The following is a 12,939-nucleotide window of genomic DNA, read 5'->3' on the forward strand; positions in this document are numbered from 1 at the left end:
CTATGAGCAGGCTATTCGTTAATTTTTTGATCAATTCTAACCTTTTTACCATTAAGTCCGACTTTAAGTGCTGGCGAAATGTACGCTAAGCGGACAAATACCAATAATGAACAATGTTTAAAAAATGCCGCGCTTTGTGAAAGCATTGAGTAAGCAGCCTTTATTTTTGCTGTGTTTTGGGACATTATGTGCGGAATCTTAATAATAGTCAGATAGGAAGCATGCTCATGAAAGCGTTATCTCTATCAATACAAGGAACTGTGACCTATTAATGTTCTCTTCTAACGTAAAAAAAAAACCGATTCTATATTTTCCAAAACTCAGTTTTCTTAGTTGCTGTTGCTCTAATAAACTGGTTCATAACGTTTTATTGGTGCCGTTTCTAGGTTGCACTTCTGCTATTGTAGCCGCGTCGCCTTGGCTGGAAGCCAATGATCCATTTTTGCGCTCGTCCTTATTGCTATTGTCTGATTCTGGTCAGATTTCTTCACCTGTTAATCATTACCCCATGCGTTGGTCTTTATTTGGTGACGATTTAACCTACACAGACCGAGAAATTGATACTGTATTATTAGCTAATCAAGAACTGCTTTATACGTTGAACTCAGCCAAATTGAATCGCGGTAATAGATTGTTCAAGGTGCTAAATGGTTCTAATCCAGCAGTACCTTCGGGCTTTGGTCAGTTTAACGAAGATGAAAAGGGCGTTTATACCAGTGTTGAGCATTTAGGAAATTCATTTTCTTACCGTTTAACGGCTGGTTACAGCGAATACCAAGACGATACCACTTTAAACCTAGACAATAGCTACCTTGCTTATAGTTCTGGTGCTTGGCTTTGGTCTATTGGGAATGTTGATCGCTGGTGGGGGCAAGGTTGGCAGCACAATCTAATTTTAGGCTCGTACGCTAAAGCGGCGCCAGATGTAAGTGTTAGCTATATTGGCGAGAACAATATTTTGGGCGTTTGGAGTGTTGAAAGTATATTGGCTCAACCCGCTCGTTCCGATTACGACTACCACAGCGCAACGCGCTTAGTATCAAAACCTTTTTCCCTTTTTGAGTACGGTGTTACTTATCAAACATGGTTTGCAGGTGAGGATTCCATTCAAAACGACAAACAATTAGCACTTGATGCAAAACTAACGTTACCTAGTATTGCAAGTTTGTATCACAGTGTTTATGCGGAAGCGGCTTCTACTTCTAACCAAACCGAGTTGGGCGCTTGGTTGATGGGTTGGACAGGGAGTTTTCCGCTAGGGGAAAACATTGCTCGAATTGTATTGGAATCTCAACAATCTACCGATGCTCATGATACAACCCAATGGGAATCAGGAAATTATCCTTCTGTAACCGATGGTGTAGCTAATACAACTTATATGCTGGACGACAGTGTTTCAGTTGCCTTGTATTTACAGCTTAAAAACGATCATCAAATCGGTATAAGTTATCAGAACTCAACACTTGATGATGAAAAAATTAAGACCAGTCAATTAACGTATAATTTACCCGCTTTAGCGGGAATGGTGCGTGTAGGGGCGAGTCGCCAGCAAGTACAGAATAGTGATAGTCAAACGAATATATGGGCAGGCTATGAATTTCGTTTTTAAGTAAAACTCATAAATCCAGCACTTGAATAGCTAATATTAAAAATAGCTAATCTAAAATTTTTATAGAACCTAAATAGACCACATAGTATGCGACTTAAAAAACTACTTTTATCAGTGTTGATGATGACTCTAGCAGGGAGTTTGTTGGCTTTCACTCCGACAGCTGCGCAAATTAGCCAGTTTCAAAGTTTGCCTAAAGCACAACAGGAGGCGCTAGCCCGTCAATATGGTGTGGATCTTGGGGCTTTGACCGGAGGTGCGGCCAATACCGAGTCGGCCCCTGTGCAACAGACACCAGTATTGGAACCTGTCGTGAGCGAAGCAAAACCGGCACCTACCGTTCAAGCGGCAGCAGACAGCGATGGTAGCTTGACTCAGTTTGGCTACGATGTATTTGGTAATAATAGTCTAGGTTTAACCATAGTGGATAATTTGCCTGTGCCGCTCGATTATCAAATGGGCCCAGGTGACGTAATTAGTGTGCAAACCTTTGGTAAAACTAATCAAAACTTATCCTTAACTATAGATAGAGATGGCTCTATTAATTTACCTGATATTGGGCCTATCGCCGTAGCAGGGCAAACATTCGCGCAGCTGCGTAAACAGCTCAATGACGTAATTAAAAACAAAACCATCGGCGTAGATGTATCTGTCACTATGGGCGCCATGCGTACCATGCAGGTCTATATCGTCGGGGAGGCCATGCAGCCCGGCGCCTACAATGTAAATGGCTTAACCACCATTACCCAAGCATTGATCGCTAGCGGTGGTGTAAAGAAATCTGGGAGCTTGCGCCATATTCAGTTAATGCGTAAAGGCAAAGTGGTGTCTGATTTTGATCTTTATGATTTGTTAATCAAAGGTGATACTTCGAAAGATGTTCGTTTGTCTTCTGGTGACACGTTATTTATTCCAGTACGTAAAAATCGCATTGCTATAGAGGGCCAAGTAGCACGCCCTGCGGTTTATGAAACCAAAGATGACACAACGGTTGATCAGCTTTTGTCGCTGGCAGGCGGAGCAAAACCACAAGCTTATCTTTCCAGAGTGAGTGTGCGTCGAACCAGCTCAAACGGCTTACAGCAATTTACATTAGACCTTTCTTCTCCAATGGGGCGAGGTTTCAAATTAAGAAATGGCGATAAAATAAACCTATCCGCTGTTTCTATGTCGCTTAAAAACGCAGTAGCCGTACGTGGCGAAGTGGTTAGACAAGGCGCCCTTAATTTTAAACCAGGTATGAAAGTAAGTGATGCTATAGGTTCTATCGATGACGGCTTAAAGCAAACGGCCGATTTGAATTACGCTCTATTAGTGCGAGAAGTTAACGCCAACCAAGACATCGAAGTTTATCAATTTAGCTTATTGGATGCGTTGACTTATCAAGACTCTGCAGCAAACCTAACGCTGCAAGAAAAAGACCAAATCTTTGTATTTGATAATGGTCTGGCGCAAGACTACTGGTTTGGCTCATATGCAAACAGCAAAGTAAAATCGGCCAGTGGGTCAGGTAAAGCACGCGAAGCGTTAGATGTTGAAACGGGTGCTGTGGTTACAAAAGAAGAAGACACAACATTAAATATTGCTGGTACTGAGGAAGTGTCTGATGCGGCAGAACTTCGCAAAGCCAGCCGAGAAGCATTGCTTAAACCTATAATGGAACGCTTAAAAGAACAGGCTAGCTATGGAAGCCCTGCAAAAGTAATCGAAGTATCTGGTGCGGTAAAGTTTCCAGGGCTTTATCCTCAAGCTAAAAATGCCAATGTGGCTTCCTTGCTGGCTGCAGCTGGAGGTTTGACACAAGACGCTTATTTAGGGTCAGCAGAATTGTCGCGTCGAGTGATAAAAGAGAATCGTTCAACATTCGACCGGATGAATTTTTCACTAAAAGACGCGATTAGTGGCAAGTACCCTGTCGCATTGAGTGCACAAGATCACCTGATTGTTAAAACGCAACCAGGTTGGGAAGAAGGTATGGTGGTTGAGCTGCAAGGGGAATTTGTTTTTCCTGGAACTTATACCTTTAAACGCGGTGAAACCTTAAAAGACGTGATTGAGCGTGCTGGTGGTTTTACCGAATTTGCTTATCCTTCTGGTGCTGTATTTAGCCGTGAGCGCTTAAAGCGTCAGGAAGCAGAAAGACTAAAATTCCTAAACGCACAGCTAAAACAAGAAATCAGTGCGATGTCTTTGCGCCGTCAAGGGTCATCATCGGTTGCCGACCCTGCTCAGGCTATCGCGATAGTGGATCAACTTGATAATGCTGAGCCAGTAGGCCGTTTGGTGGTGGATCTCAGTTATGCTGTGAAAGGCGATAAGCTGGCTAACTTAATGTTAGAAAAAGGCGACAAGCTTTTTGTGCCAGCATTGAACCCTGTCATAAGCGTTGTTGGTGAAGTGCAATTTTCATCGAACCACACTTTTAACCCCAACTTGACTGTAGAAGACTATATAGCGTCTGCTGGTGGCACTAAACGCCAAGCAGATACCGATCGTATTTACATAGTGAAAGCGAATGGCTCTGTAGAGCTGCCGAATAACTCCTTCTGGTTTAGTCGTGACTATGATCCGCTAGAGCCTGGCGATACCATCATAGTGCCGATCAATACCGACTACCTAGACGGTTTAAGTACCTTATCTACAGCGACTCAGATACTGTACCAGATTGGTGTAGCGTGGAGTGCGATCAAAGATTGATCTGATACACCATCATAAGGGATAAAAAAGGGCGTCGTCCAAATGCCAGTCAGCTAAGCATATTATTAACTGACTGGCATAACTTTATACCCTATAAACCAGCCCATTTTATATGCAGTGCACACTATAAAGCGAAGAATGACAATGAACGATAAGTACAACTTTCCTTCCCAACCATATCCGAACCACGATGATGAAATAGACCTAAAAGAGTTGTTTATGGCGCTTTGGAGGGGTAAATGGATCATCATATTTACCACCTTCGTGTTTGCCGTAGGCGGCGTGTTGTACGCACTATCTCAACCCAACACCTACAAAGCTGAAGCGGTGTTGGCTTCGGCCAATGATAATAAATCCGGCGGTTTGGCTGGCATGGCCGCACAATTTGGTGGCTTGGCGTCTTTGGCTGGTATCAACCTAGGTGGCGGTGGTACAGACAGCAAAGCCATGGCGCTAGCAGTACTTCAGTCTCGTCAATTTATTAATGCCTTCATCAATAAATACGACCTAATGGCTCCCTTAATGGCAGGGGAGAAATGGAGTGAATCTACAGATACCTTGCAGTTGAATCCTGAGCTATATGATGCACAAAGCAAAACATGGGTGCGTGAAGTTGAACCAGGGAAATCACCAATACCGACAGATTGGGAAGCTTACAAAGAGTTCAAAAAACTGATCGCCGTATCTGAAAGCAAAGACAACGGCCTAGTGACCCTGTCTATTACACATTTATCACCCACCATCGCCAAACAATGGGTAGATTGGCTGGTGACAGATCTAAATGCTTGGGTGAAAAAAGAATCACTGGATGAAACACGCCGTAACATCGGCTACCTAGAAGAACAAATCCAAAAAACCAGCATATCAGACATGCAATCCGTCTTTTATCAACTGATAGAAGAGCAAACCAAAAACCTCATGTTGGCACAAGTACAAGACGAATTCGCCTTTAAGACCATCGACCCAGCCGTCGTACCAGAAGAAAAAGCCGGGCCCAAACGTGCCTTAATCTGCGTACTCGCTGTACTACTCGGCGGCATGCTCGGCATGGGTATCGTACTTATCCGCTTCGCCTTCACTAAAAAAGACTAACCCACCCGTAGGCCGGATGAGCCGAGGTACGAGGCGTTATCCGGCGCTCATAACCATCCTCCGCCGGATAACGGTCGTACCTCCCTCATCCGGCCTACGAAAATCCGTCGCGAAATCACCAACCACATCACACAATACCAATCATCAAACGTCGGATAACGGTCGTGCCTCCCTCATCCGGCTTACGAAAATCCGTCGCGAAATCACCAACCACATCACACAATACCAATCATCAAACGTCGGATAACGGTCGTGCCTCCCTCATCCGGCTTACGAAAATCCGTCGCGAAATCACCAACCACATCACACAATACCTATCATCAAACGTCGGATAACGGTCGTGCCTCCCTCATCCGGCTTACGATAATCCGTCGCGAAATCACCAACCACATCACACTATACCAATCATCAAACGTCGGATAACGGTCGTACCTCCCTCATCCGGCTTACGAAAATCCGTCGCGACATCACCAACCACATCACACCATACCAATCATCAATCGCCGGATAACGGACGTACCACCCTCATCCGGCCTACGAAAATCCGTCGCGAACTCACCAACCACATCACACAATACCAATCATCAAACGCCGGATAACGGTCGTACCTCCCTCATCCTGCCTACGAACTGATCATGGTTAACATCGTTGTATTTTGTTAGTATTGCTTTGGCTGCGGTAGAGTATTTAGGATAAACATATGAATTACCAAGAAGCGCGCTGGAAACAGCGATTTCAAAACTTTTCCAGAAGTTTTATGTTACTCAAAACCACTGTTGAGCTGGAAAAATTATCGGTTATTGAACGTGCTGGAATGATTCAATTTTTCGAAATATCCTTTGAACTCGCTTGGAAAGTGCTGAAAGACTTTCAAGAAGAAGAGGGTTTTTCGATAAGCAGCCCACGTGATGCAATAAAAACGGCATTTCAATATCAGCTGATTAATAACGGAAAAGAATGGCTGGAAGCACTTGGTGATAGAAACTTAACAGTACACACATACCAAGAGGAAACAGCGCAACTCGTCGAGCTAAAAATAAAGTCGACTTATTACCCGATTTTGAATGATTTTCATCAAAGTTTTAAAGAGCGGCTGATTAAATGATAGAAGCTGACTTTGGTTTAACTTCAGCAGAGCTTGAAGAGCTAGATAGCATTATTCAAAGTTTTCAAGAGATTGAATCGGCTATGATTTTTGGCTCAAGAGCCAAAGGCACCTTCAAATCTGGGTCTGATGTAGACATCGTCATCTCTGGAAAGAAAGTAGACCACTCAGTGGTTACCCGATTATCTAATCAGCTTAATGAAGAAACTACTTTCCCTTATTTCTTTGATATCCTAGATTTACATGCCATAAAATCTGAAGAAATGCTGACGCACATAGCGCAATATGGACGAAAAATTGGGAATAACTCGTAAGCCAATCTATAACCCAACCCGTAGGCCGGATGAATCGAGGAACGAAGATGCTTACTTGAAAAAAGTGGCGTTCGTAACCATCTAGCCCCTCCCTCGCCGAATCACGGTCGTGCCTCCCTCATCCGGCCTACGAAAACCGTCACGAAAACACCATAAGTCATTCAACACCAATCATCAAACGCCGGATAACGGTTGTGCCTCCCTCATCCGGCCTACGAAAACCGTCACGAAATTACCAACCACATCAATCATCAAGCGTCGGATCACGGTCGTGCCTCCCTCATCCGACCTACGAAAACCGTCACGAAATCACCAACACCACTCAACGACACATCACGCTCTGTTCATGTGCCTTACGGCACCACAACCTCACACTCTGGATGGGCCATTTCAATCAACCCCTTTAACGTCCGTTTGGCGTTATCGTCCCCGTGCACCAAATGCACCTTCTTCGGCCTTACGCGCATACGCTTAATGAAATTTAACAAATCCCGTTGCCCCGCATGGGCGGAATATCCGCTGATTTGCTGTACCTTGGCATTAATGGCGTAACGCTCCCCGTCGAATACAACATAGCCATTTGGCTTGTCGTGGTAACGCAAAATATCCCGTCCTGGCGTACCTGCTGCCTGATAGCCCACAAACAGCACATCGTTACGTTCGTCACCTAATAATGCCTTTAAATAATTCACAATGCGGCCGCCAGCACACATGCCGGAGGCGGCGATAACAATAGCGGGGCGAGTTTGGCGTTGTAGGTAGGCGACGGTTTGTAAATGGGTGGCGTGATCATCAATTGTCGTAACTTGCTCAAAATCCAATGGATGACGGCCCGAACTTACGCGGCGTTTTGCTTCATCATCCCAATAGCTTGCCAAAGAACGATACACCTTAGTAAAACGGCTCGCCAAAGGTGAATCGATAATAATATCGATATCTTTCCAATTTAACGAAACACCAGAACGAGTTTGACTCACGGCTTTGTGTTTATTTTGATGAATAATATGTTCCAACTCATACAAAAGCTCCTGGGTGCGGCCAATGCTAAAAGCAGGAATGAGCACCGTGCCAGAATCACTTAATGCGTGTTCTAAACTGTGCTGTAAATGTTGACGCCGAGTAGATCGATTCTCATGGTTACGATCACCGTAAGTGCTTTCGATAACCAACTGATCTGCTCGATAAGGTGATTGTGGTGCAGGCAATAAAGGTGAATAGGGCGCGCCCAAATCCCCAGAAAACACCACATCCCAATATTTTTTGTAGGTCGTGCCTTTAGGCCGACAAAGGTCACCCCCTTCAACCCGAAAAATCACATAAGCCGACCCCAAAATATGACCCGCACGACACAATCGCACTTGTACTTTGGTGGTATTGTTTGAAGTTAAAGGAACGTCAGTCCAGGTTTTATAATCCAGCGGAACTAACTGAGAAGCCAGCCTGTCTAGGCAGGCCTTAATAATATTGGCGTTACGAGTCACACCGACTTTTAACGCATCTTCAATAACCAGAGGTAACAGAGCGGCGCTGGGTTTAGAGCAATAAATCGGCCCAGTAAATCCAGCGGCCAACAAATAAGGCAAACGCCCAACATGGTCTATATGAACGTGAGTAATCACCAAGGCCTGAACAGCAGAAATATCAAAATCTATTTCTAAACTATTTGAATCTGCCCCAGACCCAGACGTCTCCGCCCCCTGAAACAATCCAATATCCACCAACACAGATTGATCAGAATCAACAAACAACTCATGACAAGACCCGGTAACACCCTGCACAGCACCGTGATGCTTAATATTTAACATACAAATCCTTATGTATCGTCTTTAAGAAGCAACAAGGGTAAACCACAATCCACACTGGCATCAACCTAACGGCTCCTTCCCCCGCTCACTTGTAGGTAAGATGGGCCGAGGCACGAGGCGTGATCTGACGAATGATCATAACCAACATATCCTTATGCTCAAAAATGCCCACCTTACAAACAATTTTCAAACTTGAAAACCAAAGCAGTATTGGTGTTTTTGTGTCATCTATGTAGTATTAAAGCGGTAATACAAAGCGATCTCAGGATGAGCTTGCGTAAATAAAAAAGGAATTTTAAATGAATACAAGATCAATGGATGATCATGATAGCCCATGGAAAGAGGCATTGGAGCATCGTTTTCCAGAGTTTTTAGCCTTGCTGTTTCCTGATGTTTACGAGCAGGTGGATTGGCATCAAGGGCGGGAGTTTTTGGATAGGTCTGTAGGCCGGATGAGACGAGGTACGAGGCGTTATCCGGCGTTGGGTTTGTGTTATGTGGGTTTGTGCCGGATTACATCTTCGTTCCTCGATTCATCCGGCCTACGGTGTTGGTTTATGTAAAGGTGCAGAGCGGGATTTTGCTGAACGTATGTACGTGTATCACTACAGACTGTTTGATCGATATCAGATGGATGTGGTCAGTTTAGGTGTGCTCGCCGATACAAATCGAAACTTTCGGCCCAATAGCTATCATTGGAAACGCTGGGGCTGTGAGTTAAACTTTCGTTTTCCCTGTGTAAAATTGTTGGATTGGCAAGATCACTGGGCACAGTTAGAAAGCAGTGGCAATGTGTTTGCCTTGGTGGTGATGGCGCAACTTCGTGCCAAAAGCAGTAAAAGAGCCGAAGAACGTCAAGCATGGAAGTTTCAGCTTGTGCAATTAATGTACGAGCGTGGCTATGAGCGTGATGTTATACTGGAATTGTTCCGAGTTATTGATTGGATGATACGTTTACCAGACGCTTTGGAGCGTCAGTTCTTAGAGTCGGTATATCAACTAGAGGAGTCTAAAAAAATGCCTTACGTAACCAGTGCAGAGCGTTTTGGAATTGAGAAAGGAATGCAGCAGGGTGAAGCGACTATAATACTGCTACTGATGGCAAGCAAATACGGTGTTGACGTAGCTGCCACTTACCGTGAGCAGGTTGAAAAAGCCGATGCTGAAACTCTACTGAAATGGTCTGAACGACTCCTCTTCGCAGATAAAATAGAAGATATCTTCCATTGACTTTTGTCACGGCCCCTTCCCCCTTGCGTTTTTGAAGGGGGAGGATACAAGGTCAGATGAGACGAGGCACGAGGCGTAATCTGACATTCATAACCAACGTCATTAACTGGCACATTACACTTTATTCATAACGTCCTACAGAATAGTCACCATTGACACCCTCAATATAAAACGTATATTTCAACAGCAAACACCCAACTAAAAAGGTTATCCTTGAACCAACAAAAAACAATCGCTACTTTACAAGAGTTGGCTGCAGCAAATAGTGCTATCGAAGTGGTTTGGTTGTATGGCTCACAAGCAAAAGGTAACGCTGCTGCTAACAGCGACTACGATCTTGCCATTGCCTATGATCAGAAGTTGATCGCTAAGCGTGCATTTTATTGTGACGAATTGTCATATCAATGGTCAAAAGCAACCACAGAAAAAATTTCCATGATCGACATAAACAATGTACCCATTCCACTGGCATACAGCGCCATTACTGATGGTAAAGTGATTTATTGTCGATATCCTCTACGTTTACATTCAGAACAACATCGGATTTGGTCTTTATGGGAAGCTTTTCGAAATGAACATGAAAGAAACCGAAAGTAACTATGAACCTTATATACTGGCTCTAACAGAGCAAGTTGAACAGCATCTAGCAGGTTTAGACGAACTAAGCGATCTTGTTGCACAGAGACCACTTACCTTTAACGAACGCAGTGCGTCAGAGCGTAGCTTACAAGTGATTGTTGAAGCCGCAATCGGCTGCTCCAAACATTATCTAAAGTCACAAAATAAACCAGTGCCTTCCGAAGCCAGAGCTAGCATAGAAAGAACTTATGAGCGACTGGCGATTACTCATCCTGATATTAACGACATGCGCGGTGCTATCGGTATGAGAAATGCCATTATTCACGACTATCTCAACCTTGATTGGGAAAAAATACAACCCATTCTAAAACAAAAGAAATATCACCTAATCAACGACTACTTAAGAACCGTAATAAAAGCCCTGCCAAGATAAATCCAACTATCCGCCAGATCCCGTAGGTCAGATGAGCCGAGAAGCCCGTTATGTAGCTCGGCCTTCAGGCCGTCAAAAACTAAACAAAACCAATCACATGTAGGTCGGCCTTCAGGCCGTCAAAAAACTAAACAAAACCAATCACATGTAGGTCGGCCTTCAGGCCGTCAAAAAGCTAAACAACACCAAATCACATGTAGCTCGGCCTTCAGACCGTCAAAAAGCTAAACAACACCAAATCACATGTAGCTCGGCCTTCAGACCGTCAAAAAGCTAAACAAAACCAATTACATGTAGGTCGGCCTTCAGGCCGTCAAAAACTAAACAACACCTAATCACATGGTCAGATTAGCCAAGGCACGAGGCGTGATCTGGCGAATGATCATAACCAACATATTCATATAACCAAAAAAGCTTAAAAAACGTCCACTTTACAAACTCTTTTCGAACACATTCTTTGCATGATTTCATGTCTTGTATTATTATCGTTCACCAATTGAACGCAGCATATATTTGTCCTTTCCTCTTATAACTTCCAAGGGGAAGCTAGTATGGGATTAATAGTTCTTTAGTAATTAAAATGGATAACATTAAACGAGGTAAATGCATGGAAAGCTTACTCACACCTTCACACACCACACCTTTCCACGCTTATTATTTTTCGTATTTATGCATCACTCTTAGTTTTATATCTAAGGTGCTTAAATGTTAACCGACGAATACCGCTACAAAATTTTAAAAGAACTACAGCAAGATCCTGATATTAGTCAACGAGAACTGGCCAAACGCCTAGATATTAGCCTAGGAAAAGTCAACTTTTGCCTAAAAGCACTAATAGAAAAAGGCCTGATAAAAGCGGAAAACTTTAAAAACAGCACCAACAAAATGGGCTACCTATACTTACTTACCCCAAAAGGCATAGAAGAAAAGGTTTCTCTTACGCAGCGCTTTCTGCAACGAAAACTAAAAGAACACGAAGCCCTAGAAAAAGAAATAGAACAACTGCGCCAAGAAGTAAAAACATAATGCCCCGTAGGCCGGATGAGACGAGGCACGAGGCGTTATCCGGCTTTGAAGGATGAGCCGAGAAACGCGTTATGTAGGTCGGCCTTTAGGCCGTCACAAGATGTGTCACGGCAAATCATTGCATTACGTAGGTCGGCCTTTAGGCCGTCAACAGATATGCCACGGCAAATCACTACATTATGTAGATCGCGCCCGTAGGCCGGATGAGCCGAGAAACGCGTTATGTAGGTCGGCCTTTAGGCCGTCAAAAGATGTGTCACGGCAAATCATTGCATTACGTAGGTCGGCCTTTAGGCCGTCAAAAGATATGCCACGGCAAATCACTACATTATGTAGATCGCGCCCGTAGGCCGGATGAGCCGAGAAACGCGTTATGTAGGTCGGCCTTTAGGCCGTCAAAAGATGTGCCGCGGCAAATCACAGTATTACGTAGGTCGCGCCCGTAGGCCGGATGAGCCGAGAAACGCGTGATGTAGGTCGGCCTTTAGGCCGTCAAAAGACGTGCCACGGCAAATCAGTGCACTATGTAGGTCGCACCCGTAGGCCGGATGAGCCGAGAAACGCGTTAGGTAGGTCGGCCTTTAGGCCGTCAAAAGATGTGCCGCGGCAAATCAGAGGAATACGTAGGTCGCGCCCGTAGGCCGGATGAGCCGAGAAACGCGTTATGTAGGTCGGCCTTTAGGCCGTCAAAAGACGTGCCACGGCAAATCATTGCACTATGTAGGTCGCACCCGTAGGCCGGATGAGCCGAGAAACGCGTGATGTAGGTCGGCCTTTAGGCCGTCAAAAGACGTGCCTCGGCAAATCATTGCACTATGTAGGTCGCACCCGTAGGCCGGATGAGCCGAGAAACGCGTGATGTAGGTCGGCCTTTAGGCCGTCAAAAGACGTGCCTCGGCAAATCATTGCACTATGTAGGTCGCACCCGTAGGCCGGATGAGCCGAGAAACTCGTTATGTAGGTCGGCCTTTAGACCGTCAAAAGATGTGCCACGGCAAATCATTGCACTACGTAGGTCGCGCCCGTAGGCCGGATGAGCCGAGAAACGC

General features: G+C 44.7%; 10 protein-coding genes. 9 read left to right on the plus strand and 1 reads right to left on the minus strand.

All coding sequences use genetic code 11. The annotated features are described in order from the left end of the window. The first annotated feature begins 271 nt into the window (after positions 1–271). The 5 genes from KPL72_RS08575 (at position 272) to KPL72_RS08595 (ending at position 6,817) form a co-directional block, all read left to right on the plus strand. Positions 272–1,609, plus strand: a complete 1,338-nt coding sequence (locus tag KPL72_RS08575; RefSeq protein ID WP_219702461.1) for a capsule assembly Wzi family protein — start codon at positions 272–274, stop codon at positions 1,607–1,609. An 87-nt stretch (positions 1,610–1,696) separates the two neighbouring features. Then, the gene (locus KPL72_RS08580) at positions 1,697–4,306 is read left to right on the plus strand and encodes an SLBB domain-containing protein (RefSeq protein ID WP_219702462.1); all 2,610 of its coding nucleotides are present in this window, start codon (positions 1,697–1,699) and stop codon (positions 4,304–4,306) included. A 144-nt stretch (positions 4,307–4,450) separates the two neighbouring features. Then, on the plus strand, positions 4,451–5,398 hold the full coding sequence (locus KPL72_RS08585; RefSeq protein ID WP_219702463.1) for a Wzz/FepE/Etk N-terminal domain-containing protein: 948 nt from the start codon (positions 4,451–4,453) through the stop codon (positions 5,396–5,398). Between the two features lie 700 nt (positions 5,399–6,098). Continuing rightward, the gene (locus tag KPL72_RS08590; protein ID WP_219702464.1) at positions 6,099–6,503 is read left to right on the plus strand and encodes an HI0074 family nucleotidyltransferase substrate-binding subunit; all 405 of its coding nucleotides are present in this window, start codon (positions 6,099–6,101) and stop codon (positions 6,501–6,503) included. After that, positions 6,500–6,817, plus strand: coding sequence for a nucleotidyltransferase family protein (locus KPL72_RS08595; RefSeq protein ID WP_219702465.1), 318 nt, complete (start codon positions 6,500–6,502; stop codon positions 6,815–6,817). Before KPL72_RS08590 ends, KPL72_RS08595 begins: the two co-directional genes overlap by 4 nt. 353 nt (positions 6,818–7,170) lie before the next feature. Here KPL72_RS08595 and KPL72_RS08600 read toward each other — a convergent pair whose 3' ends face one another. Continuing rightward, positions 7,171–8,622, minus strand: a complete 1,452-nt coding sequence (locus tag KPL72_RS08600) for an MBL fold metallo-hydrolase RNA specificity domain-containing protein (RefSeq protein ID WP_219702466.1) — start codon at positions 8,620–8,622, stop codon at positions 7,171–7,173. A gap of 495 nt (positions 8,623–9,117) precedes the next feature. Here KPL72_RS08600 and KPL72_RS08605 point away from each other — a divergent pair, with 495 nt between their 5' ends. The 4 genes from KPL72_RS08605 (at position 9,118) to KPL72_RS08620 (ending at position 11,890) form a co-directional block, all read left to right on the plus strand. Then, positions 9,118–9,852, plus strand: coding sequence for an RpnC/YadD family protein (locus KPL72_RS08605; RefSeq protein ID WP_219702467.1), 735 nt, complete (start codon positions 9,118–9,120; stop codon positions 9,850–9,852). Positions 9,853–10,065: 213 nt separating this feature from the next. Next, the gene (mntA, locus tag KPL72_RS08610; protein WP_212917676.1) at positions 10,066–10,449 is read left to right on the plus strand and encodes a type VII toxin-antitoxin system MntA family adenylyltransferase antitoxin; all 384 of its coding nucleotides are present in this window, start codon (positions 10,066–10,068) and stop codon (positions 10,447–10,449) included. Further along, complete coding sequence (hepT, locus tag KPL72_RS08615; RefSeq protein ID WP_219702468.1) at positions 10,424–10,864, plus strand: type VII toxin-antitoxin system HepT family RNase toxin; 441 nt, start codon at positions 10,424–10,426, stop codon at positions 10,862–10,864. The genes mntA and hepT overlap by 26 nt, the downstream gene beginning before the upstream one ends. Before the next feature lie 705 nt (positions 10,865–11,569). Next, on the plus strand, positions 11,570–11,890 hold the full coding sequence (locus tag KPL72_RS08620) for a MarR family EPS-associated transcriptional regulator (protein ID WP_219702469.1): 321 nt from the start codon (positions 11,570–11,572) through the stop codon (positions 11,888–11,890). Positions 11,891–12,939 lie beyond the last annotated feature (1,049 nt).

The sequence above is a fragment of the Marinomonas lutimaris genome (genome assembly GCF_019426345.1).
Taxonomy (GTDB): Bacteria; Pseudomonadota; Gammaproteobacteria; order Pseudomonadales; family Marinomonadaceae; genus Marinomonas; species Marinomonas lutimaris.